20 protein-coding genes are annotated in these 23,674 nt (G+C 46.8%); 11 read left to right on the forward strand and 9 right to left on the reverse strand.

Translation table 11 applies throughout. The features are described 5' to 3' along the window. Positions 1–17: 17 nt before the first annotated feature. On the forward strand, positions 18–659 hold the full coding sequence (locus tag T325_RS09580; RefSeq protein WP_036912940.1) for an HD domain-containing protein: 642 nt from the start codon (positions 18–20) through the stop codon (positions 657–659). On the opposite strand, the gene T325_RS09585 is transcribed toward T325_RS09580, so the two are convergent. From T325_RS09585 to uxaC, 3 genes are all read right to left on the reverse strand, one after another. After that, a complete protein-coding gene (locus tag T325_RS09585; protein WP_036912942.1) occupies positions 649–804 on the reverse strand; it encodes a hypothetical protein in 156 nt (51 codons plus the stop codon). The two genes, T325_RS09580 and T325_RS09585, sit on opposite strands and share 11 nt — an antisense overlap. Continuing rightward, a complete protein-coding gene (locus T325_RS09590; RefSeq protein ID WP_036912944.1) occupies positions 804–1,700 on the reverse strand; it encodes an RluA family pseudouridine synthase in 897 nt (298 codons plus the stop codon). Before T325_RS09590 ends, T325_RS09585 begins: the two co-directional genes overlap by 1 nt. Positions 1,701–1,831: 131 nt before the next feature. Next, a complete protein-coding gene (uxaC, locus tag T325_RS09595; protein ID WP_036912946.1) occupies positions 1,832–3,238 on the reverse strand; it encodes a glucuronate isomerase in 1,407 nt (468 codons plus the stop codon). 107 nt (positions 3,239–3,345) lie between these two features. Here uxaC and T325_RS09600 point away from each other — a divergent pair, with 107 nt between their 5' ends. Next, positions 3,346–4,377, forward strand: a complete 1,032-nt coding sequence (locus T325_RS09600) for an asparaginase (RefSeq protein ID WP_036912949.1) — start codon at positions 3,346–3,348, stop codon at positions 4,375–4,377. A gap of 53 nt (positions 4,378–4,430) precedes the next feature. On the opposite strand, the gene T325_RS12935 is transcribed toward T325_RS09600, so the two are convergent. Next, entirely contained in the window at positions 4,431–5,717 is a 1,287-nt protein-coding gene (locus tag T325_RS12935; RefSeq protein ID WP_036912952.1) for an OmpA family protein, read from the reverse strand. A 338-nt stretch (positions 5,718–6,055) separates the two neighbouring features. On the opposite strand from T325_RS12935, the gene rbr reads away from it, so the two are divergent. Then, on the forward strand, positions 6,056–6,598 hold the full coding sequence (rbr, locus tag T325_RS09610) for a rubrerythrin (RefSeq protein WP_036912955.1): 543 nt from the start codon (positions 6,056–6,058) through the stop codon (positions 6,596–6,598). Positions 6,599–6,632: 34 nt separating this feature from the next. On the opposite strand, the gene T325_RS09615 is transcribed toward rbr, so the two are convergent. Continuing rightward, positions 6,633–7,697 carry a UDP-N-acetyl glucosamine 2-epimerase gene (locus T325_RS09615; protein WP_036912958.1) on the reverse strand — a complete coding sequence of 355 codons (1,065 nt, stop codon included), beginning with the start codon at positions 7,695–7,697 and terminating at the stop codon, positions 6,633–6,635. 303 nt (positions 7,698–8,000) lie between these two features. Between T325_RS09615 and T325_RS09620 the strand changes: the two genes are divergently transcribed. Beyond that, positions 8,001–8,600 (forward strand): riboflavin synthase, encoded by a 600-nt coding sequence (locus T325_RS09620; protein WP_036912961.1) that lies wholly within the window; start codon positions 8,001–8,003, stop codon positions 8,598–8,600. Between the two features lie 8 nt (positions 8,601–8,608). Here the strand turns inward: T325_RS09620 and T325_RS09625 are convergent, their stop codons facing one another. Beyond that, positions 8,609–9,247, reverse strand: coding sequence for an HAD family hydrolase (locus T325_RS09625; RefSeq protein WP_036912963.1), 639 nt, complete (start codon positions 9,245–9,247; stop codon positions 8,609–8,611). Positions 9,248–9,259: 12 nt separating this feature from the next. Next, on the reverse strand, positions 9,260–11,872 hold the full coding sequence (locus tag T325_RS09630; protein WP_036912966.1) for a 4-alpha-glucanotransferase: 2,613 nt from the start codon (positions 11,870–11,872) through the stop codon (positions 9,260–9,262). A 101-nt stretch (positions 11,873–11,973) separates the two neighbouring features. Between T325_RS09630 and mltG the strand changes: the two genes are divergently transcribed. The 7 genes from mltG to T325_RS09665 all read left to right on the forward strand — a co-directional run bounded on the left by mltG (position 11,974) and on the right by T325_RS09665 (position 20,295). Beyond that, positions 11,974–12,999 (forward strand): endolytic transglycosylase MltG, encoded by a 1,026-nt coding sequence (gene mltG / locus T325_RS09635; protein WP_036913674.1) that lies wholly within the window; start codon positions 11,974–11,976, stop codon positions 12,997–12,999. 78 nt (positions 13,000–13,077) lie between these two features. After that, positions 13,078–14,820, forward strand: coding sequence for a glutamine--tRNA ligase/YqeY domain fusion protein (locus T325_RS09640; protein WP_036912968.1), 1,743 nt, complete (start codon positions 13,078–13,080; stop codon positions 14,818–14,820). A gap of 3 nt (positions 14,821–14,823) precedes the next feature. Next, complete coding sequence (locus T325_RS09645) at positions 14,824–16,245, forward strand: tetratricopeptide repeat protein (protein ID WP_036912971.1); 1,422 nt, start codon at positions 14,824–14,826, stop codon at positions 16,243–16,245. After that, positions 16,242–16,880, forward strand: coding sequence for a DedA family protein (locus tag T325_RS09650; protein WP_036912974.1), 639 nt, complete (start codon positions 16,242–16,244; stop codon positions 16,878–16,880). The genes T325_RS09645 and T325_RS09650 overlap by 4 nt, the downstream gene beginning before the upstream one ends. A gap of 80 nt (positions 16,881–16,960) precedes the next feature. Further along, positions 16,961–18,028 carry a mannose-1-phosphate guanylyltransferase gene (locus tag T325_RS09655; RefSeq protein ID WP_036912977.1) on the forward strand — a complete coding sequence of 356 codons (1,068 nt, stop codon included), beginning with the start codon at positions 16,961–16,963 and terminating at the stop codon, positions 18,026–18,028. A 10-nt stretch (positions 18,029–18,038) separates the two neighbouring features. Next, positions 18,039–19,130, forward strand: coding sequence for a GDP-mannose 4,6-dehydratase (gene gmd, locus T325_RS09660; protein ID WP_036912980.1), 1,092 nt, complete (start codon positions 18,039–18,041; stop codon positions 19,128–19,130). After that, positions 19,120–20,295: a GDP-L-fucose synthase family protein gene (locus T325_RS09665; RefSeq protein WP_036912983.1), complete on the forward strand. Its 1,176-nt coding sequence runs from the start codon at positions 19,120–19,122 to the stop codon at positions 20,293–20,295. Before gmd ends, T325_RS09665 begins: the two co-directional genes overlap by 11 nt. A 528-nt stretch (positions 20,296–20,823) precedes the next feature. Here T325_RS09665 and xylA read toward each other — a convergent pair. Both xylA and T325_RS09680 read right to left on the reverse strand, forming a co-directional pair. Beyond that, on the reverse strand, positions 20,824–22,146 hold the full coding sequence (gene xylA, locus T325_RS09675) for a xylose isomerase (protein ID WP_091765818.1): 1,323 nt from the start codon (positions 22,144–22,146) through the stop codon (positions 20,824–20,826). Positions 22,147–22,172: 26 nt separating this feature from the next. Then, positions 22,173–23,663 carry a xylulokinase gene (locus T325_RS09680; protein WP_036912991.1) on the reverse strand — a complete coding sequence of 497 codons (1,491 nt, stop codon included), beginning with the start codon at positions 23,661–23,663 and terminating at the stop codon, positions 22,173–22,175. Positions 23,664–23,674: the final 11 nt, after the last annotated feature.

A 23,674-nucleotide genomic window follows, 5' to 3' on the forward strand; every position in this document is an offset into this window, starting at 1 on the left:
AAAAATAAAGACTTTTTATGATTAACAATACCCCAAACTTGGAATTAGTTGAGTTTATCGAGACGCAGATACTTCCGCAATACGCTGCTTTTGACCGTGCCCACAACATGGAACATGTTACTCGTGTCATCCGAAGTTCGCTTGAACTAGTGAAGATTACCGGAGCCGACATCGATATGGCCTACACTATTGCAGCCTATCACGACCTAGGTATGAGTGGTCATCGAGCCAGCCATCATATCATAGGAGGAAAGATTCTTGAGCGTGACGCCCGCCTAAAAAAATGGTTTTCACCTGAACAGATAAAGATTATGAAAGAGGCCGTAGAGGATCATCGCGCTTCTGCCAGTCGGGCTCCTCGTAGCATTTATGGTAAGATTGTAGCCGAGGCCGATCGTGACATTGATCCTCAGATAGTTATCCGTCGCACCATTCAGTTTGGCATGGCTAACTATCCAGAACTCGACAAGGAAGGACATTGGAAGCGCTTCATGGACCACATGAACGAGAAATACTCGAAAGATGGCTATATGAAGCTATGGATTCCGAACTCGCCCAACGCAAAAAAACTTGCAGAGTTGCAGAACATGATTGAACAACCCAAGAAACTCCGCGAAATATTCGACCAGATATTTGCTGAAGAAATCTCTATTTCATAAAGTAGAGCCAGTAAATGGTGGCCAAAGCCACTACCAGCACTATCAGAACAGCAGACTTGATGAGACACGATGCGACTTTCTTCACCACAAGGGAAGCCACAATCAGTGCCACAAGCACAAAGATATAATATCCTATATTATCCATTATTTGAATAGTTTCTTAAAATCCGTAGGAACTGGAGTTTCAAATTCCATGGGCTCACCTGTTACAGGATGATGGAAACAGAGCAACCAAGCGTGCAGACAAAGACGATGGATTGGATCGTCGCCATTGCCGTATTTGGGATCGCCACACACAGGATGCCCCATGTCAGCAGAGTGAACACGTATTTGGTTCTTACGCCCCGTTTCGAGTTTGAACTCGACCAACGAATGCTCAGTAGTACGATCTAACACATGGAAATGCGTAATAGCCAGCTTACCACCATTATCTACAGGTGAAGAATAAGTGATGTAGGCTTTATTGTCTTTCAACCAGTTTTCTATAGTTCCTTCATCCTTCTCCATTTCACCAGAGCAGACAGCCACATAACGACGATCATAGACAATATCGTGCCAGTTGTGCTCCAATATCTGTTCCGTCTCCATATCCTTGGCATAAACCATAAGTCCGCTGGTATCGCGATCCAGACGGTGCACTACATGGGCCGTACACTTTTGACGCGACTTCTTAAAATAATCGTCAAGCACCGATTTCACGTTGAGTGAAGAGTGACCAGCAGCCATCGAGAGAATTCCAACAGCCTTCTCAATCACAATCAGCCACTTGTCTTCGTAGACTATCTTGACATAGCGGCTCTTGAATCCTTGCTGATTGCGCTTGGTCTTGCTCACAGCAACCTTCATTCCAGGCTCCAACTGAAAGTCGAACTGGCTCACAGTCTTACCATTCACCTTGATTCCCCTACCCTGCAACGTGGCCTTGATTTTGGTCTTCGTCTGTGGTACGTTCTTCAACAGCCACTCCAATAGCGGCATCGGCTCCGACACAGTATAGTGTTCGTAGTCGCCCTCACGATTATATCCTGCGTTATATCTCATATTGGGTGCAAAATTAATAAAAAAACCGCAGATTCAAAGAAATCTGCGGTTATTTTTATTAGTAGAACTTGAACTTTGCTCGAGTTCTTACACGCTCGGCAGAATTCGTGCAAGCATGATTCTGCTCTTGCTTAATAGAACTTGAAGTAACGTCTTGCGTTGTTGTACGAGATATCCTCTACCATACGACTCAAAATATCCATATCACAAGGCAACAGACCTCTCTCCACATCATTACCAAGCATATTACAGAGTATACGACGGAAGTATTCATGACGTGGATAGCTTAGGAACGAGCGACTGTCGGTGAGCATACCAACGAAGCGGCTCAGCAATCCCAATACGGAGAGGGCGTTCATCTGACGAACCATACCATCCATCTGGTCGTTGAACCACCAGCCTGAACCAAACTGGATCTTACCAGGCTCACCACCCTGGAAGTTACCCAGCATGGTAGCAATCACCTCGTTGGCACAAGGATTCAACGTATATAATATGGTACGCGTAAGCTTACCCTTCGAGTTCAGTCTATTCAGGAAGTTCGACATAGCCTTGGCGGTATTGAACTCTCCGATAGAGTCAAAGCCCGTGTCAGGACCAAGTTGGTTGAACATCGCAGTATTGTTGTCGCGAATGGCTCCATAGTGGAACTGTTGTGTCCATCCTGCGTCCGCGTCCATTTCAGCCATCACCGTAAGGAAGCAGTTCTTGAACTGACGAATCTCAAGTTGTGAGAGCTGTAAGCCACGCATGGCCTTCTCGAAGATGGTTTCAATCTGCGAATCGGTGTACTCTTCGTCATAGAACTCCTCGATACCGTGATCAGACAACTTAGATCCCTGCTCTTCGAAGAAGTCATGACGTTTCTGAAGAGCGTCTATCATATCAGTAAACTTGGTGATGGTCACACCCGAAACCTCACTCAGCTGCTCAATATATTTCGAGAACTCAGGCTTCTCGATGTTCATGGCTTTGTCGGGACGCCATGCAGGCAGCATAACAGGATCGTCGGCAGCCTTCTGCTTTGCATACTCTATATGACTATGCAAATCGTCGATAGGATCGTCAGTGGTGCAGACACACTCCACGTTGTAGTGCTTCATCAGTCCGCGGGCAGAGAATTCTGGCTTCTGAAGTTTCTCGTTACACTCGTCGAAAATCTCGCGAGCAGTCTTCGGAGAGAGCTGTTTGGTAATGCCGAAAGCGGTTTTCAGTTCCAGATGTGTCCAGTGATACAGTGGATTGCGGAAAGTGTAAGGCACCGTCTCAGCCCATTTCTCGAACTTCTCCCAATCGGTAGTATCCTTGCCCGTGCAATATTTCTCTTCTATACCGTTGGTACGCATAGCACGCCACTTATAATGGTCACCACCAAGCCACAACTCAGTGATACTCTTAAACTTATGATCCTTGGCCACCATTTCCGGAATCAGATGGCAATGGTAGTCGATAATGGGCATCTTAGCCGCATGGTTGTGATACAAGTCCTGAGCCACCTGGGTCTCAAGAACAAAGTTATCGTCGTTGAATTGCTTCATAATTTGATAGTTTGTTTTATCGGTTCTTTAAAAATTTGTGCAAAGATACTAAATTATTCGCAGAAAAACACTAACTTTGCACAAAAAACAAAACGTAAACGTTTTCTATGCGCAGCAGAATACTACTCATTTACACTGGAGGTACTATCGGTATGAACCGAAATCCGCAGACCGGTGCCCTTGAGCCTTTCGACTTTGAGCATCTATTACTAAATGTACCAGAGCTAAAACAGTTTGATATACAGATAGATACATATCAGTTCAATCCCCCCATCGACTCGAGTGACATGTCACCAGCCATGTGGACCGACCTGAGTCACTGCATTGCTGACCACTACGATTTGTATGATGGTTTTGTGGTACTTCACGGTACAGACACGATGGCCTACACTGCGTCGGCCCTCTCCTACATGCTGGAAAATCTGACAAAACCCGTTGTCATCACAGGTTCGCAACTACCCATTGACCAGCTTCGTACTGATGGCAAGGAAAACCTCATCACTGCTGTAGAGATAGCAGCAGCCAAGGACGAAGAGGGTCATGCTATGGTGCCCGAGGTGGGTATCTATTTCGGCGGCCATCTGCTTCGAGGCAATCGTACCACCAAACAGAGCGCTGAAGAGTTTAACGCTTTCGAGTCGTTCAACTACCCTCACCTGGTAGAAGCCGGTGTCAACATTACTTACCATCGCGACCGTATCCTGAAACCCGACTTCTCGAAACCAATGGTGCCCCATTTCCGCTTAGATAACAACGTGATAATCTTTTCGCTTTTCCCAGGTATCCGCGAAGATTTGATACGCCATATCATCCATACGCCCAACCTAAAGGCCATCGTGATGCGTACATTTGGTTCAGGAAACGCGCCTCAGAAAACATGGTTACTCAAGGCCCTGAGAGAAGGCACACGCAACGGCAAGGTGATTGTAAACATCAGTCAGTGCATGCAGGGAGCCGTAGAGATGAGTCGTTACGATTGTGGATGGCATCTTCAGGAGGCAGGCGTTATCAGCGGGCGCGACTCTACAGTAGAGGGCGCAGTCACTAAACTCATGTTCCTACAAAGCCACTATCCCGACGATCCAGAAACAGTTCGCAAATTCATGAGTCAGAGTCTCAGAGGAGAAATCTCCGTATAAAAAAATCCCCTCATACTTTTTAAGAGGGGATTTTTATTTTAATAATATTACTCTTATTTCTTAATAAACTCCACACGACGGTTCTTGGCACGGCCTTCGTCAGTCTTGTTGTCAGCTACAGGCTCATGACTACCCTTACCTACAGCACGCAGGTTGAAGCCATCGCAACCTAATCCCTCTAACGCCTTAACCACAGCTTCTGCACGCTGTTGCGAGAGCGGATCGTTAATTTTGTCGCTACCTTGATTGTCCGTATGGCCCTGCACCTCAAAACGAGCCGTAGGGTTCTTCTTCATATAGTCAGCAACTTTCTGAATCTCTTCCATCGACTCTGGCTTCAGCGTAGCTTTGCCCGTCTCGAAGAGGATGTTATTCGTCACAAACTTTCCAGTCTCTGCTATAGCCTTCTCAACGGCACTGAGATCTGTGGTCTGACGCTGATAGAGCTCTACAGCGCCCTTGGCGAGAATCACATGGCCCACGCCACGATACGGGTATCCGTCTTGGACATGGAATTCGAAACGACTGGGAGCAGCCACATTAGGCAGATTGATGACACGTTGTCCATTGATATAGTATTTGAAAGCACGCTTGTTGAACGAGATAGCAAAATGGTTCCACTGTCCAAACTTAACACATTCTTCCATATCTTCCCATTTCAAATCACCAGTCACATTGCCTGAAGCGCCGCCACCCTTCTTAAACGAATAGTTTCCGTAGACATCCGGACTACCTGGACGGAACATCTTATAGATATTGCCAAGCTCGTCGTCACCCTGATAGAAATAGATATGCCATGCCATCTGGTCTATATCACCGGGTTTGCACATAAACTCTTCCCACTCGAGGGTAAAGACATCAGGCAGATAAGACCTCATGTTCTCCATCAGAGGAGAGAATATAGTACCTCCTGAAGCATTGCTATGCGCATACTTCTTGCCGTTGACAGACGCCACCTCCAGACTACCGTCGCTGATATCCCACTTGGATGGGAACTCACCCATCTGCTCGTTTGCGAAGTCATCCTCAAAAAGAATCACGCTACCACGGACGAAGTCACTCTTTTGGTTCTGACCTACGGCATTAGGAGTGTCATCAACCTCTTCATCACTATCATTGTCAGACTTTGAGCTCTTCCCTTTCTTGCCTTGCTTCTTACCGTTAAGCACCTTGTCAGAAGCATTATCAGCCTCCTTATCGGCCTTTCTCTCTACATTACGCTCCACAGCGTTCTTCGCTGCATCCACAGCTTTGTCCTTGAGCTTACCCAACCATCCCTGGGCATCGGAGTTTACCGAGAAAGCTATCGCCATCATCAGCATCAAAATCAGTCTTTTCATACGCTCTTTTGTTCTAGGTTCATAAATTGTATATATTAATTGCAAATTTACGAAAAATATCCGAAATCACCAAACGAAATCACAACTTTTTTTCGTCTTACTCCCCAAAAATCCGTTGCAGCGTTGCAACACTGCAACGGATAAAAAGATTCTGTCTGGAGGAAAGCATGGGTTTCGCCAAATGAAAGCAGGACTTTACTCCGAGGAAAGTCCCTTTGTGCTTCCATTATTGTTTTTTAAGAATTTACTTGGCTGAATTATTTGGCAGAGTGGAGGATTTTGCTTATCTTTGCAACGTGACAATGCAATTTTGCGCAAAACTAAAACAAAGTACATTTATGAAAGATTTGAAAGGAACAAAGACAGAGAAGAACCTGCTGGAAGCATTTGCAGGCGAGAGCATGGCACGTAACAAGTATACCTACTGGGCATCAAAGGCAAAGAAGGACGGTTTCGTACAGATAGCAGCCATCTTTGAGGAGACTGCCAACAACGAAAAGGAGCACGCAAAGCTGTGGTTCAAATACTTGGAGGGCGGTGGCATTAAGGGCACAGAGGAGAATCTGGAGGCAGCTGCCGCTGGTGAGAACTACGAATGGACCGACATGTACGACCGCATGGCCAAGGAGGCTCACGAGGAAGGTTTTGAAGAGATTGCCATCAAGTTTGAGGGCGTGGCAAAGATTGAGAAGGAGCATGAGGCTCGCTATCGCAAGCTGCTCGACAACGTGAAGAAGGAACGCGTATTCTCAAAAGACGGCGACGTTATCTGGCAGTGTTCTAACTGCGGACACTTAGTAATTGGCAAGAAGGCACCCGAGATGTGCCCCGTTTGCAACCATCCGCAGGCCTACTTCCAGGTCAAGGCTGAGAATTATTAAAACAAGCTCCCCTCCTGAGTCAGGAGGGGAGTTTTTATGATAGAAGGATTTGAAGAATGCGGTCGGCAGTACGCCCGTCCCAACGTTCTGGTAGCGCAGAGTGCTTCCATTCGCCACGCACCATCTGAGCGACAGACGCGGAAAGTTTTACAGGGTCTTCGCCCACGAGAACGTTAGAGCCCACAGAAACAGTCTCTTGATGCTCAGTATAGTCATTGAGAGTAATACAAGGTATACTGTTAAACGTTGCCTCTTCAGCCACGTTGCCCGAGTCGGTAATGATACCTTTAGCATGAGCAGTGAGCCATCCGAACTCAAGATAGCTCAAAGGCGGAATAATTAGAATATCAGGATTCAGTTCGCATACCTTATCACGGGCCAACCCACGCAAAGGTGCAATGACGGGGATATCTCCAGCAGCCTCAACCATCGCCTGTAGCATCTTCTGCAGATTGTCTGTATCAGCCAAGAGAGCCTTGCGATTAAGGGTGAAAACCAAATAGTCACCCTCCTGTACCGAGGCGGGCAGCGAGGCAGGTCGTTTCAGACGATCGTAGTTAAATCGGAGCGTATCCATCAGGATGTTGCCTACCATATAAGTTTGTGAAGCGTCGCTCTGCTCACGAGTGGCAACACCCGTACTCTTCACTCCAGCGGTAAAGAGGTAGTCGCTCAGTGCATCAATCACCAGACGATTAATCTCTTTAGGCATATTAATATTAAAGGAACGCGTGCCAGCAACGAGGTGAGCCAGACGGATGGCACGTTTTTTAGTGACGATAGCGGCAGCCATCGTAGAAGCCAGATCGTCGACGACTATGACCACATCGACAGGATGCTCGTCAAGAAACTTATCGAAAGCGGCCATCACCTGACTGGTTATCTCGTTAAGACTTGTAGACGAAACACCTAGGAAAAACTGAGGGCGTTCTATCTGAAGATCGTCAAAGAGCGAGGGTTCCAGCGTAGGATCGTCCTCACATCCCGCATATACCAGCAAACACTTAGCATCACTACGACGGCCAATGGCACGCACCAAAGGCGAAACTTTTACAAAATTCGGTCTTGCTCCTGCAAGAATACATATCGTCTTATCCATAGCTATATTTTTTATGGTGCAAAGATAGAAAAAAATCCGCAAGATATTAGGTTATTCGGATTTTTTTTAGTAACTTTGCACTCAGAATACGGGTCGTGCCGCATAGATCGGGATACTCTACATTAATTAAATCATCGGGACCGTTTCCCTTGCCAATGGCGGGCCACAATGATCCTCCACGAGGAGAGCAGCAATGCCGGTGGATTACAACAGCAGGGAGCACCCACATCGTGTGAAACAGGAGTTTTCACCAAATCATCGGCACGAACCCGCTTTTTTGTTTATCATTGAAAATTAGGTATTATGTTTTCTGGAATTATCGAAGAGTTTGCTACTGTTATAGCAATCAATAAGGATCGCGAGAATATAGATTTCACTCTGAAATGTTCGTTTGTCGACGAACTGAAAATCGACCAGAGTGTGGCACATAATGGCGTGTGCCTCACAGTCGTGAAAATTGAGAACGGCACATATGTGGTGACAGCCATGAAGGAGACGCTCGACAGAACGAATCTGGGATTGCTGAAAATAGGCGACAAGGTGAACGTGGAGCGTTCGATGCTCATGAACGGACGATTGGACGGTCACATCGTACAAGGTCACGTAGACCAGACGGCCAAGTGTATCGCCACAGACGATGCTGACGGAAGCATATACTTCACTTTCGAATATCCAGAGAACCGCGAAATGGCGAAAAAGGGTTACTTTACCGTGGATAAGGGCTCAGTCACAGTGAATGGCGTATCGCTCACGGTTTGCAATCCTACTTCAAACACATTCCAGGTAGCGATTATCCCCTACACCTTTGAACACACCAACTTCTGCGACATTAAGGTTGGCTCCGTTGTCAACCTCGAGTTCGACATCTTAGGGAAATATATTGCAAGGCTGCAGAGCCTATAGGCCCTCAACTATAACAATTCTGACGGAGCGGAGATGAAAGTCTTCGCTCCGTGTCGTATCAGGAATTCTTTGTCACGGAAGCCCCAAAGCACACTGATACAAGGCAAGCCGCTATTCTTTGCCGTCTCAACATCCACATCGCTATCCCCCACATACACAGCGTTTTTCTGTCCCACGTTTAGCATCCTCAAAGCAGCATACACAGTGTCTGGCGCAGGTTTCTTGCGGATGCCAGCAGCCTCGTTTTCACCTATTGCCACTTCGATAGTATCAGGAAAGAAATGCTGACAGAGCTCCTGAGTGGCAGCCATCATCTTATTACTCACCACAGCCAAGCGACAGCCCTGAGCCCTGAGTGCTTTCAAGGCGTCAGGAATACCCTCGTATGGACGGGTGGTATCGAGCGAATGTTCCATATAATGCTGTCGGAAGGTAGCAAATGTAGCCTCGAAATCAGGGTTTTGTTCCCCATCAGGGATAGCACGCTCCATGAGAAGGCGCACCCCATTACCAACAAAATGACGCACATCGTCGATTGTATGTTCAGGCATGCCATGCATGCGGAGCGCATAATTCACAGACGCAGCCAAGTCGCCAAGCGTGTCGAGCAGTGTCCCGTCTAAATCAAATATATATGTAGAATACATTTCCTATCTTTTTTATCTTTTACTTCTTGTTATCATGGTATGTACCTTATTATTATACTTATCAGCCTTCATCAGATCGTCAATAGTGAGGTGCATGCGATATCTCCAACGATGAAAGGCATCACTAGGCACATTGATACGTTCTTCGCGCGGATTCTTTGAACGGAGTTCTGTATCCATCGCAAGCCAGTCCTGCAAAGATAGCACACAGAGCATTGACGGACAATAGAGATGGCGCGCAATGATTTCCTCTGCCATGTGGGCTGGCAGATGCTCAGGCGCTCGCCCTTGTTTCTGAAGCATGGTAACATAATAACGCTGGGTGCGCTCAGGGCTCTCCTCCCACCAGAGGCGCAAAGGCGACATGTCGTGGGTTGAGAAAGTTGCCACACTTGGATAAGTATTTGCATCGAGATGAGCGAACTCAAATCCACTCTCCTTGGGCATCGACTGAATCTCGAGCGACAGGATACGAAGGCTGTCGAGCACAGGCGCCACACAATCGGGCAACATACCCAGATCCTCTGCACAACAGAGCATACGAGTGTCGCCAAACACCTGAGTAAGGTGTTTCATAGCCTGATTACCCCAGAAAAAATTATGGCGCTGATAGAAGTAATTATTATAGAGACGCATGAAGGCATCTTTCTCTTCTGCTGTCAGAGCATCGAATACTGGTTCGTGTAACGCTCCTATACGAGGATGATACATCTCTGGCTGTTCTGGATCTTCGAGGAAGAGCACTCCGCTGATAAGGCGATAAAGGCCATCACGAATCCAAAGACTGTTTTCATCGCATTTCCCCTCGAAAGCTTCCTGCACTTTCTTTTGGTTGTTATAGTCGGCCTTCAAATCATAGAATCCATAACTACGACTCACCAAAAAAGTCTCCTTAACATAAGGAGCATGCATACCAAAAAGGCGATTCAATACACGATCGTTAATAAACGGACGGGTATAGAGTTCCTTATGGAACGGAAGGCCGAAATACTCGATTTCGCTCACAGTCATTGGCAATGCTGGAGAAAAATGTCCCAAAAGACCATAGACAGCATCACCGGGAATCTCCCAAACGCGGAAGAAGCCCAATACATGGTCTATTCGGATGGCATCGAAATACTGTTCCATCCAACGTATGCGCTTGCGGAACCAACTGACTAACGAACTTTCGCTCCAATTATAAGTAGGGAAGCCCCAGTTCTGCCCGTTCTGCGAAAAGGCATCAGGAGGCGCACCCGTCTGCGTATTCATGTGGAATAACTCAGGATGAGTAGCTGTTTCCACACTTTCGCGATTTACCCCAATAGGCACATCACCTTTGATGAAAATGCCTTTCTCTCTGGCATAGTCTGAGGCTGCCTTCAGTTGAATGTGAAGGTGATACTGAAGATAGTAAATTATATTAACATCATCAGACGTCCACTTAGCATAGGGTTCAAGCCAGTCTTTATTATCAATAAACCAGACCTTAAAGTCTTTTGAGTCGAGGGTCTGTTGGCCTCGTTCAGCGAAAATTTCCTTAACATAAGCCATCTTTACGCAATCTACAGCCTCATAATCACTATAGCTCAGGTTGTTAAGTTCCTGACGTTGGCGATGGAAGGCTATCATTTTGCTCTTGTTTTTCAAGGTTCCAAGAGCCTCTAAGTCAATATAATGCGGATGGAGCGCAAAGGCTGAGACTATGTTGTATGGGCAGGAATCGTTCCATCCATGCGACACAGTGGAATCGTTGACTGGCAACAACTGTATAACCTTCATGCCCGTCTTCACAACCCAATCGACAAAATGACGCAAATCACCAAAGTCTCCAACGCCATATGAACGACTACTACGAAGCGAGAATACAGGAATTACAACCCCAGCAACTCGCCATGTATGCTCTTTGACCCTCAAGATCTGACCATAAACTACCAGAACAGTACCATCAGGAACGGCGTTCTGCTCAGAAGGCATCAACCCATCTGTAGTACGGTTATCACCCTCCTCCCACGTCATCAAAGTATGGGTGGCATCATCAATAATTACATATTTGTATTCGATAGGCAGCAATACTGCGTCGACATTCACAGATAATAACCATTCACAGCGCCCTACACACTCCATCTTCAGGTAGCGAGCAGGATTCCAACCGCCCAAGGCGGGATGATTGCCAATGATAGCCAACGACTGCCCTTCTTGAAGCTGAGGAGCCGAGACACGGAAGATAATTGTTTTGCGATAAAGTGGCACCCGAAGCGCCTTTACCTCCTCGTCAAGAGACAGATGGGTGGTAGTCTGATAGGCCTTGCTATAGAGATAATACTGGAGGGGCACCTCACGCCACAAATCAGCCAGCACATAGTTTTTTGTTGAATCAAAATAATAAGTTCGCGGGATTGCGGTCCACTCCCTACGAAGAACGTTGCCATCAGCATCCTCTACTTGATAATAATAAGAGAAAGAGGTTATGGGGTGTTGGCGAGACTCAAGGGCTGACGTCTCAAGTTCCCACTGCCACCCATCGGTAGTGAGCATCATCAGACGATCGTCCCTTTCTGTTCCATCCTGACTTCTGTACGTGATGCACACATAGAGGTTTTCGCCCCACTTGGTGCCATACTGAATGGCAAACTTTAGTTTCATAAACTATGATTTTCATGCAAAGGTACAAAATTATTAATATTAATCGTGAAGAATTAAGAGAATTTTGTAACTTTGCACCAATTTTAGAAGAAATGATGAAAATGAAGAAGATTCAAAGAAAGTATTATCTGATACCAATTGCCTTGTGCCTGCTTGGTATCGTTTGGTTGGGCTACTACTTCTTTATGAGCAGTCTGTCACTATCAGACAAGATTGAGTACATCTACATTGACGATAACGACAACATCGACTCCGTAAGTGCCAAATTGAACGACATCGCATCCGAGCATACCATCATGGCCTTTACAACGATGGCACGCCACAGCAGTTATGCAGAAAACATTCGGAGCGGACGATATGCCATAGCGCCAGGTGAGAGCGCCATCACTGTGTTCCGCCATCTAAAGAACGGACACCAGGAGCCCGTAAAACTTACAATTCCCGAGAGTCGTACAACGGATCGTTTGGCGGGAGCATTATCGAAAAAGCTTATGATAGACAGTACTGCTCTGGCTATTTGCTTAAAAGACACAGCTTTCTGCAAGCGTTGGGGATATGATACTGCTACAATAGTCTGCTTGTTTGTGCCCAACACCTATGAAGTATATTGGAACACCAGCATAGACCACCTGATGGAACGTATGCAGAAAGAGCACAAGCACTTCTGGAACAAAGAGCGACTAACAAAGGCTCAGGCACTTGGACTTACACCCAACGAAATCTGTACTGTAGCCAGCATCATTGACGAGGAAACGGCAAACAATGCAGAAAAGCCAATGATTGCGGGTATGTATCTGAATCGTTTAAAAGTAGGCATGCCACTTCAGGCAGACCCGACGATCAAGTTTGCCCTACAGGATTTCGCCCTGCGCCGTATATATCACGATATGTTGTTTTATAATAGTCCCTACAACACTTATAAGAACACAGGTTTGCCTCCCGGCCCCATCAAGGTTGCATCTATTGCAGGAATCGATGCCGTACTGAACAGAGTAGATCACGACTACCTATATATGTGTGCAAAAGAAGACTTTTCGGGTACCCATAACTTTGCAAAGACATATTCGGAACACCTGAGAAATGCTGCAAAATATAGTAAGGCACTGAACGAGAGGGGTATAAAATAGTTAATAGTAGGGCTTTTTTGCAGGATTTTCAGGATAAATTTGTAATTTTGCAGCCACAAATAAAAAGACAATATAAAAATGGAAGAAAGAATAGTAAACGAAAGCGAGGAGAAAAAGTCTGTCAGCTTCATTGAACAGAAGGTGATTAACGACTTGGCAGAAGGCAAGAACGGAGGCAGAATGCAGACCCGTTTTCCACCTGAACCAAATGGCTATCTGCACATCGGACACGCCAAAGCCATCGCTATCGACTTTGGATTGGCCAAGAAATACGGTGGTCAGTGTAACCTCCGTTTCGACGACACCAACCCCATCAAGGAAGATACAGAATACATCGAAAGCATTGAGCATGATATTAAGTGGTTAGGCTTCCAGTGGGCAAACATATACTATGCCAGCGACTATTTTCAGGAGTTGTGGGACTTTGCCGTATGGCTCATCAAGCAGGGTCGTGCCTATGTGGATGAACAGAGTGCCGAGGTGATTGCCCAGCAGAAGGGTACCACCACGAGCCCAGGTACTAACAGTCCATTCCGCGATCGCCCTGTAGAGGAGAACCTGAAACTGTTTGAGTATATGAACAGTGGCAAGTGTGAGCCTGGAACACTGGTTCTTCGTGCGAAGATTGACATGGCTCATCCAAACATGCTATTCCGCGATCCGCTAATCTATCGCGTCCTGAACATTCCACACATCCGTACAGGCAACAAGTGGAACGCATACCCTATGTATGACTTCACACATGGCCAAAGCGACTACTTAGAAGGGGTTACACATTCTTGGTGTACACTGGAGTTCGTAGAACACCGTCCCTTGTACGATTTATTCGTGACCTGGATGAAAGAATGGAAAGGTGAGACAGATAATATTGAAGACAACCGCCCTCGTCAGACAGAGTTCAACAAACTGAACCTGAGCTACACACTGATGTCGAAGCGCAATCTGCTAGCATTGGTGAATGAGGGTTTGGTTGATGGTTGGGACGATCCTCGTATGCCTACCATCTGTGGGTTCCGTCGTCGTGGCTACAGCCCCGAAAGTATCATCAAGTTCATTGATAAGATTGGATATACCACCTACGATGCTCTCAACGAGATGGCGTTGTTGGAAAGTGCAGTTCGAGATGATCTGAATAGCCGTGCTATCCGCGTGAGTGCTGTTCTCGACCCTGTGAAGGTAGTTATTACCAACTATCCTGAGGGACAGATTGAGCAACTGACAGCTATCAACAATCCTGAGAACGAGGCCGACGGAACGCACACCGTTGAGTTCAGTCGTGAACTATGGATTGAGCGCGATGACTTCATGAAGGAAGCCGAGAAGAAGTTCATGCGTCTGGCTCCTGGCAAAGAGGTACGTCTGAAAAACGCCTATATCATCAAGTGCGACGAGGAGCACCCTTGCGATGAGGATGAGAACGGCCGTATCACCACCATCTATTGCACATACGACCCAGAGTCGCGCAGTGGCCTTCCTGGCTCAAACCGTAAGATTAAGGGAAAAACTCTGCACTGGGTTAGTTGCCAGCATGCCGTCAAGGCAGAGGTACGTCTTTATGAGCGTCTTTGGAAAGTAGAGAATCCACGTGACGAGATGGCCGATATCCGCGAAAGACAAGGCTGCGATGCTGTTACAGCCATGAAGCAAATGATTAATCCCGACTCACTGAACGTGTTGAAGGAATGCTATATCGAACCATTTGCCGCTCAGATGAAGCCACTCACATACCTGCAGTTCCAGCGTATCGGATATTTCACACCTGATTCAGATTCTACCCCCGAGAAGCCTATCTTCAACAAGACCGTAGGACTGAAAAGCTAAATAATGGCAGATAATCTCGAATATTTCAACACTAAGGAGTTCAAGAAAATCCTAAGTAAATACGAAGAGTCGGCCAAGTCAGGGCATCCAGCTTATATGGATGCCGATGACTTGGCTGATATCGCTGATTATTATCAGTACAACGGGCATATGGAAGAAGCGGAACAAGCCATCGATCTGGCTCTGAGTTATAATCCGCAAGCCGTAGGGCCTCTGCTTTACAAAGCCAGAGAAGCCATGTCGCTCAAAGACTTTGATACAGCTAGAGAATACGCCAAACGGATAGAAGCAACTGACGCAGTCGAAGCTCTCTATCTGCAAGGCGAGATTCTTATCAGCGAAGGCAAGGAAGAAGCAGCAGACAACTTGTATAGAGAACACATGAAGGAGGTGATGCCCGATGAGCTGATGGATTATGTTTTCGATGTTGCAAGCATCTATTCTGACTACAACATTTATGACAAAGCCTTTGAATGGGCAGCCAGATCGCAGGGTGACAACTCTGACGACTTTAAGGAGCTGATGGCCAGAACACTCTTCGGGTTAGGGAAATTCCAGGACAGCGAACGTATATTCAACGAACTAATAGACCATAATCCCTATTCCGTCCGTTACTGGAATGCATTGGCCAGTACGCAATTCATGCAGGAAGACTACAGCTCAGCTATCACCAGCAGCGAATATGCCATTGCCATCGACCCGAATGATGCAGAAAGTATTCTGTCAAAGGCAAATAGTCTTTTTAATCTCGAAAACTACGAGATGGCTCTCACCTACTACAAGAAATATTCTGAGAAGATGCCAGACGACGAGTTCGGCTTAATGCATCAGGGAACCTGCTTAATGAACTTAGGGCGCCTTAAAGAGGCCATCTCTATGCTGGAGAAGGCAGAGGAAGTTGCCGACAAGAACTCTCCACATCTGCCTGACATTTATCAGGAGATGGCTTTCGCCTATTGCGATTTAGAAAAGCCTGGGACAGCCATCTACTATCTCGACAAGACAGACAATTTAGAGTGCGATCATATCAATATCAAGATTATTAAAGGTCACATTTATCTGGCCAACAAGATGGTATCAGAGGCGGAATCTGCTTTTGCAGAAGCACTCAGTCTATCGGGGAGTTCACCAAAGGTCATGCTCCGCATCATCGTTTCATTCTACGACAACCACTTGGTTCTGGCCTCATACCAGTTACTAAAGAACTTTCTGAAACACGTTGATGAAGATTGGAAAGACGGTTATTCCTACATGGCACTATGCTGTAAGGATTTGAAAAAGGATGACGAATTCATGGAATACCTTAAACTGGCATGCGAGAAGAATCCCAAAGAAGCCAGACGGGTCTTAGGAAGTTTATTCCCAAAAGACATCAAGTCGAAAGACTATTATGAGTATATGATTAACGAAAAGAAGAAATCATGAATCTGATTACAAATATCCTGAACAGCCTTGGCTGGTATCCAACAATCTTCGTTCTGATGCTATTGGAGAGTACTGTTGTACCCGTACCTTCAGAATTCGTCGTCACTCCAGCCGCCTATCATGCAGCCACAGGTTCACTGAATGTCTTTCTGGTTATTCTGTTTGCCACACTTGGTGCAGACATCGGTGCCAGCATCAACTATTTTGTGGCGCTTTATGTAGGACGCCCCGTGGTTTACCGCTTTGCCAATAGCAAATGGGGTAAGATGTGTCTGTTGAATCAGGAGAAAGTTGAGAAAAGCGAGAAATATTTTGACGACCACGGCATAGCTGCCACACTCACTGGCAGATTTGTCCCTGTGATTCGTCACCTTATTTCCATCCCTGCGGGTCTCGCTCGGATGCATTACGGGAAGTTCCTGCTTTTCACGACTATCGGTGCTGGTGGCTGGCATAGTGTGTTGGCTGCTATGGGCTGGTATCTCCACGCCATCGTACCAGAAGATCAGCTGAATGAGAAAATAAGCGAATATGCAGAATACATCAAGATTGCCATTCTCGTACTTCTGATTGTGGCCGTAGTTTACTTCGTTATAAAGAATAAAGCTAAGAAAAAGCAAGATAATCGGGCGTAAAAGGGATTTTTTATCATTTTATTTGCTCTTTTCCTTTTTTTTATCTAACTTTGCCGATTATTATCAGCATTTAGTTAGTTATGGCAAGGACAAACAATCATCTGGTTATCATGGCAGGCGGTGTAGGCAGCCGCTTCTGGCCTATGAGCACATCAGAGAATCCCAAACAGTTCATCGATGTACTGGGTGTAGGGAAGACCCTACTCCAGCTCACCGTAGAAAGGTTTGGCAATTTGGTTAAGCCCGAGAACATATGGGTAGTAACCAATCAGAAATATGCAGACATCGTGAAGACACAGTTACCCAGTATGCCTGAGGGCAATATTCTTTGTGAACCATGCCGTCGCAACACCGCTCCATGTATTGCCTACGTCAGCTGGCGCATTAAATCGAAAGATCCGAAAGCCAACATCGTAGTGACCCCCAGCGATCATATTGTGACAAATACAACCGAGTTTCAGCGTGTCATCAAGGAATGCATGCAATTCACAAGCGAAACCGACGCAATCGTCACATTAGGCATGAAGCCTAACCGCCCAGAGACAGGCTACGGTTATATTCAGGCAGACCTCAGTACCAGTTCCTTGCGAAACAAAGAAATATATCGTGTTGATGCCTTCAAAGAGAAGCCTAACCTCGAAACCGCTCAAGAATATATCAAGAAAAACTATTTCTTCTGGAATGCAGGCATATTCATCTGGAACGTAAACACCATTGTGAACGCATTCCGCATCTACCAGCCCTCAATGTCGAAGATATTCGAGTCGATGCTGCCCATCTATGGCACCGACAAGGAGCAGGAAGAAATCAACAAGCGTTTTCCCGAATGTGAGAACATCTCTGTAGACTATGCCATCATGGAGAAGGCGGAGGAGATCTTCGTTTGTCCAGCCGACTTTGGATGGAGTGACCTTGGCACATGGGGTTCTCTACATGAGCAAAGCAAAAAAGACCTATATGGCAACGTCAGCATCGGGCAGGACATCAGTCTGGTTGAGAGTCACAACTGCATTGTACACACCACTCAGGAGAAGAAGGTTGTTGTACAAGGACTTGACGGATATATCATTGCCGAGAAGGACAACACGCTATTGATATGCAAGCTATCAGAAGAACAGCGAATCAAACAATTCTCTGGAAATAATTAAGAAACAAAATATGGATAAAAAAGTTGCTCTTATTACAGGTATTACCGGACAGGACGGCTCCTATCTGGCAGAATTTCTTATTGAGAAAGGCTATGAAGTTCACGGACTGATGCGTCGTTCGTCTTCTTTCAATACCGCTCGCATCGAACATCTTTATCTCGACGAGTGGGTACGTGATATGAAGAAAGCACGCCTTGTGAACCTTCATTGGGCCGATATGACAGATTCTTCTTCGCTGATTCGTGTCATCTCAAAGATTCGTCCTACCGAGATCTATAACCTCGCCGCCCAAAGCCACGTAAAGGTTTCGTTCGACGTACCTGAATATACCGCAGATACTGATGCCAACGGTGTACTCCGTTTGTTGGAGGCCGTGCGCATTTGCGGTCTGGCAGACACATGTCGCATCTACCAGGCGTCCACTTCTGAGCTCTATGGTAAGGTTCAGGAAGTTCCTCAGTCAGAAACCACCCCATTCTACCCCCGTTCTCCATATGCTGTAGCAAAGCTCTATGGCTTCTGGATTATGAAGAACTATCGTGAGTCGTATGGAATGTACTGCTGCAACGGTATTCTCTTTAACCACGAGAGCGAACGCCGCGGTGAGACCTTCGTTACCCGCAAGATCACGTTGGCAGCAGCCCGCATTGCTCAGGGATATCAGGACAAGCTCTATCTCGGTAACCTGAACTCACTTCGCGACTGGGGCTATGCCAAAGATTATATCGAGTGTATGTGGCTCATCCTACAGCAGCCAGAGCCCGATGACTTCGTGATTGCCACAGGTGAGTATCACACCGTACGCGAGTTTGCTACCCTCGCTTTCAAGGAGGTAGGCATCGAGCTCGAATGGCGTGGCGACGGCGTTGACGAGAAGGGTTACGACAAGGCCACAGGCAAGGCGCTTGTCGAGGTTGATCCTAAGTACTTCCGCCCTGCTGAGGTTGACCAGCTGCTGGGTAATCCTGCCAAAGCCAAGGCCAAGTTGGGATGGAATCCCCAGAAGACCTCTTTCCAGGATTTGGTGAAGATTATGGTTCAGCACGACATGAAGTTTGTGAAGAAGCTTTTCATTAAAGCCCACATGGACGATGCTCAGTAAGGATAGTAAGATATATGTAGCCGGGCATCACGGACTTGTGGGTTCTGCTATTTGGAACAATCTCCTTCATAGAGGATATACCAATCTTGTAGGTCGTAGTCACCAAGAACTTGACCTTACAGATCAGGTTGCTGTCAAGAAGTTCTTCGATGAAGAGCGTCCTGATGCCGTGGTACTCGCTGCAGCCTTTGTAGGCGGTATTATGGCAAACTCGCTCTATCGTGCCGACTTCATCATGATGAACATGAAAATTCAGTGCAACGTCATCTCCGAGGCCTATGCCCACGGTGTACAGAAACTGCTCTTCTTAGGCTCTACCTGCATCTATCCCAAGAACGCGCCTCAACCCATGAAGGAAGACTGCCTCTTGACATCACCACTCGAATATACCAACGAGGAGTATGCCATCGCCAAGATTGCCGGCCTGAAGATGTGCGAGAGCTATAACCTCCAGTATGGCACAAACTATATAGCAGTGATGCCAACCAATCTCTATGGGCCGAACGACAACTTCCATCTGGAAAACTCTCATGTCATGCCAGCCATGATGCGTAAGGTATACCTGGCTAAACTCATCCACGACGGTGATTGGGACAAGATTGCCATCGACCTGAACAAACGCCCCGTTGAGGGCGTAACTGGCGATGCCAGCCATGACAAGATTCTCGAGATTCTTGCCAAGTACGGCATCTTCGACAATAAGGTAGTACTCTGGGGAACGGGCACACCCTTGCGCGAGTTCCTCTGGAGCGAGGACATGGCAGACGCCAGCGTACATGTGCTTCTGAATGTAAACTTCTCTGATATCATCGGCATCGAGAAATACTCAAGTGTTCACTATGGTGCCTCAACCGATGGTGCCGTAGACCGTAACCACTCAACTGGTCGCGGTGGAGCCATCCCCAAGTTAGGAGAGATCCGCAACTGCCACATCAACGTTGGAACAGGCAAGGAGCTCACTATCCGCGAACTTTCAGAGTTAGTGGTCAAGGCCGTTGGCTTCGAAGGAACAGTAGAGTTTGACACATCCAAGCCCGATGGAACCATGCGCAAGCTCATCGACGTATCAAAGCTCCACTCCCTCGGTTGGACGCACAAGGTAGAAATCGAGGACGGCGTCAAGAAACTATTTGAATGGTACAAGTCAAGTCTGCAATGCCAATGAGAGACTAGTCATACTCCATGACATGTTCTAGACAATTTATTGACAAACGGTCTCATGAGAATCGCGCCGTAGTCAGCAAACGGTCCAAAGGTCGCAAATACGCGAGTTTTGGACCGTTTTTATAAACAGCTGAAAACATGACTGTTACACAGAAAGATAATTCTTAGCACTCGTTAAGATAGCTTCTTTCACAACAAAACAACTTGTTTTGTCCTCGAAAAGACTATCTCTTCCACCTTTGGAGACAATCTCCACAAAAGTAAAACAACTTGTTTTACCTGAAAAGGCCCTAAGTTTGCCGTAAGGAAACCCTAAGTTTGTCGTAATATAACCCATAGTTTGCTTACGACAAACCCGTTTCCTGTCGGTAATAAACCTTAAAAGCGCCTCCCGTTGCTCTAGAATGAGCAAAACTGAGAGACGTTTTTTCGGGAATATATTTTTACGTATAAAGGATTGCATACAAATAGCCCTCGCTAAATTATAGCGAGGGCCGTTCTCGGATATAAATCACGTTGCTTTGTTATCTTATTTGGTATAGAGAGCAACGATGGTCTCATACTTCTCCTGCTTTCCAGAAGTCTGCTTGGGCTCCTCTACCTTCTTACCGTATTCGTAAACCTGTTCGAGAGTCAGTTTGCCATCCTCGAAGTCCTTACCAATACCACTGTCGAAGCTAGCATAGCGAGCCTTCTTCATGGCAGGAATCTCGCTCTCCTGAAGAATAGCGGCAGCATTCTCCAGTGCACGAGCCATAGCATCCATACCACTGATGTGAGCGATGAAGAGATCCTCAAGGTCGGTAGAGTTACGACGGATCTTCGCGTCGAAGTTTGTACCGCCATTGCCAAGACCGCCGTTGCGGATAATCTCCATCATAGCCTGAGTCAGTTCAAAGTTGTCGATGGGGAACTGGTCGGTGTCCCAACCATTCTGAGCGTCACCACGGTTAGCGTCGATAGAGCCCAGCATACCAGCATCAACAGCACAAGCCAGCTCGTGCTCGAAGGTGTGGCCAGCCAAAGTAGCGTGGTTCACCTCAATATTCACCTTGAAGTCCTTATCCAGACCATGTGCCTTCAGGAAACCGATAACGGTCTCAGTGTCGACATCATACTGGTGCTTAGAAGGTTCCATGGGCTTCGGCTCAATAAGGAACGTGCCCTTGAAGCCCTTAGCGCGAGCATAGTCACGAGCCAGAGTCAGCATAGTAGCCATGTGTTCCTTCTCACGCTTCTGGTCAGTGTTCAGGAGACTCATATAACCTTCACGGCCGCCCCAGAACACATAATTGGTTCCACCCAACTTGATGGTAGCGTCGATAGCGTTCTTAATCTGAACGATAGCGCGAGCCACTACGTCGAAATCAGGGTTGGTGCTGGCACCATTAGCATAACGCTTATTACCGAATACGTTGGCTGTACCCCAGAGCAACTTGATGTTGGGGAACTGCTTCATCTTCTCCTGAGCATAGTCAGTGATTGCCTTCATGCGAGCCTCATACTCTGCGATAGTGTCACCTTCTTCTACGAGGTCGACATCGTGGAAGCAGAAGTACTCGATACCCAGCTTGTCCATAATCTCGAAGCCGGCATCCATCTTATCCTTAGCACGCTGTACGGCATCCCCTGCCTTATCCCACTCATAAGAACGGGTCTGTCCACCGAACTGGTCAGCAGAAGCGCCACCAAGTGTGTGCCACCAAGCCATAGCGAACTTCAGCCAATCCTTCATCTTCTTACCCATAACGACCTTCTCGGGATCATAGTAGTGGAAGGCCATTACATTCTTACTGTCCTTTCCTTCGAAAGGAATCTTACCTGTAAATGGAAAATACTCTTTTGCCATAATCTTTTTAAATGTTTAAGTGTTTATGATTAAATGTTCTTTTTAAGTGTTTCTTTCCAAGCGGCATAAGCAGCAAGGTATTCAGCACGATGCTTCTCGTCGGGCTCGATTACCTGCAGTTTGTCGAGTGTAGCGAAAGCCTCATCAGCGTTGGCATAGATGCCAGCACCAATACCTGCACCCTTAGCAGCACCTACAGAGCCGTCAGTATCATAGAGCTCGATGGTTGCACCGCTTACGCCAGCCAATGTATCGCGGAACAGGGGGCTAAGGAACATGTTAGCCTTACCAGCGTGGATCTTCTGAATATCCATACCCATCTGCTGCATGATTTCCATACCATAGCAGAATGAGAAGACGATACCCTCCTGAGCAGCACGAACCAGATGAGCCTTATTGTGCTTGTTGAAGTTCAAGCCATTGATAGAACAACCAATCTCCTTGTTCTCCAGTACACGTTCAGCGCCATTACCGAAAGGAATGATGGTTACACCTTCACTACCAATGGGTACAGTAGCAGCCAGATCATTCATCTCGGCATAGCCCACCTCAGGAGTAATGTTGCGATGTGTCCATGCATTCAGAATACCTGTTCCGTTAATGCAGAGAAGCACACCCAGACGAGTCTGATCAGCAGCATGGTTCACATGGGCAAAAGTGTTTACACGGCTCTGCTTGTCATAATTCACCTCACCGAGCACACCATAAACCACGCCTGACGTACCTGCCGTAGCAGCGATTTCACCAGGATTCAGCACATTCAGAGAGAGCGCATTGTTTGGCTGATCACCACCACGATATGTAATCGGAGTGCCAGCCTTCAGGCCCAACTCGGCTGCTGCCTCAGCGCTTACAACGCTCTGCTCAGCAAAAGTTGGAACGATATCAGCAATCAGGTTCTGATCGAATCCGTAATACTTCATCAGGAAGTCGGCCACCTGATTATTCTTGAAATCCCAGAACATTCCTTCACTCAGTCCACTTACGGTTGTATTCACCGTTCCACTGAGTCGCATGGCGATATAATCACCAGGCAGCATTACCTTATATATTTTATTATAAAGGTCGGGTTCATTCTCCTTTACCCATGCCAGTTTTGCGGCCGTAAAGTTACCAGGAGAGTTCAGCAGATGACCGAGACACTGCTCTGCACCAAGATCCTTAAAAGCCTTCTCGCCATAAGGAACGGCACGAGAGTCACACCAGATGATAGAAGGGCGAAGCGCCTTCAGATTCTTGTCCACGCAAACGAGACCATGCATCTGATATGAGATACCGATGGCTTTAATCTCCTCTGCAGTAGCGCCAGAATCGGCCATGATCTTCTTCAAACTTAACTTAGCATTCTCCCACCACATCTGAGGATCTTGCTCTGCCCAACCTGCCTTTACGGCGAGAATCGGAGCCTCCTTTTCAGGGTAGAATGCTGTTGCTACACACTTGCCACTATCGGCATTAACAAGCGATGCCTTCACTGACGAGCTACCGACATCAAAACCTAATAGATACCTATTTGCCATATAATTATTTA

The sequence above is a fragment of the Prevotella sp. FD3004 genome, from assembly GCF_000746155.1.
GTDB lineage: Bacteria > Bacteroidota > Bacteroidia > Bacteroidales > Bacteroidaceae > Prevotella.

Bases quoted from the DNA above. Each gene is read 5' to 3' on its own strand.
- T325_RS09640 (WP_036912968.1), top strand. From the start codon at position 13,078: ATGGAAGAAAGAATAGTAAACGAAAGCGAGGAGAAAAAGTCTGTCAGC.
- T325_RS09585 (WP_036912942.1), bottom strand. From the start codon at position 804: ATGGATAATATAGGATATTATATCTTTGTGCTTGTGGCACTGATTGTG.
- T325_RS09620 (WP_036912961.1), top strand. From the start codon at position 8,001: ATGTTTTCTGGAATTATCGAAGAGTTTGCTACTGTTATAGCAATCAAT.
- T325_RS09590 (WP_036912944.1), bottom strand. From the start codon at position 1,700: ATGAGATATAACGCAGGATATAATCGTGAGGGCGACTACGAACACTAT.
- T325_RS09600 (WP_036912949.1), top strand. From the start codon at position 3,346: ATGCGCAGCAGAATACTACTCATTTACACTGGAGGTACTATCGGTATG.
- T325_RS09680 (WP_036912991.1), bottom strand. From the start codon at position 23,663: ATGGCAAATAGGTATCTATTAGGTTTTGATGTCGGTAGCTCGTCAGTG.
- gmd (WP_036912980.1), top strand. From the start codon at position 18,039: ATGGATAAAAAAGTTGCTCTTATTACAGGTATTACCGGACAGGACGGC.
- T325_RS09580 (WP_036912940.1), top strand. From the start codon at position 18: ATGATTAACAATACCCCAAACTTGGAATTAGTTGAGTTTATCGAGACG.
- T325_RS09630 (WP_036912966.1), bottom strand. From the start codon at position 11,872: ATGAAACTAAAGTTTGCCATTCAGTATGGCACCAAGTGGGGCGAAAAC.
- T325_RS09650 (WP_036912974.1), top strand. From the start codon at position 16,242: ATGAATCTGATTACAAATATCCTGAACAGCCTTGGCTGGTATCCAACA.
- T325_RS12935 (WP_036912952.1), bottom strand. From the start codon at position 5,717: ATGAAAAGACTGATTTTGATGCTGATGATGGCGATAGCTTTCTCGGTA.
- T325_RS09665 (WP_036912983.1), top strand. From the start codon at position 19,120: ATGCTCAGTAAGGATAGTAAGATATATGTAGCCGGGCATCACGGACTT.
- rbr (WP_036912955.1), top strand. From the start codon at position 6,056: ATGAAAGATTTGAAAGGAACAAAGACAGAGAAGAACCTGCTGGAAGCA.
- T325_RS09615 (WP_036912958.1), bottom strand. From the start codon at position 7,697: ATGGATAAGACGATATGTATTCTTGCAGGAGCAAGACCGAATTTTGTA.
- T325_RS09625 (WP_036912963.1), bottom strand. From the start codon at position 9,247: ATGTATTCTACATATATATTTGATTTAGACGGGACACTGCTCGACACG.
- T325_RS09655 (WP_036912977.1), top strand. From the start codon at position 16,961: ATGGCAAGGACAAACAATCATCTGGTTATCATGGCAGGCGGTGTAGGC.
- T325_RS09645 (WP_036912971.1), top strand. From the start codon at position 14,824: ATGGCAGATAATCTCGAATATTTCAACACTAAGGAGTTCAAGAAAATC.
- uxaC (WP_036912946.1), bottom strand. From the start codon at position 3,238: ATGAAGCAATTCAACGACGATAACTTTGTTCTTGAGACCCAGGTGGCT.
- mltG (WP_036913674.1), top strand. From the start codon at position 11,974: ATGAAGAAGATTCAAAGAAAGTATTATCTGATACCAATTGCCTTGTGC.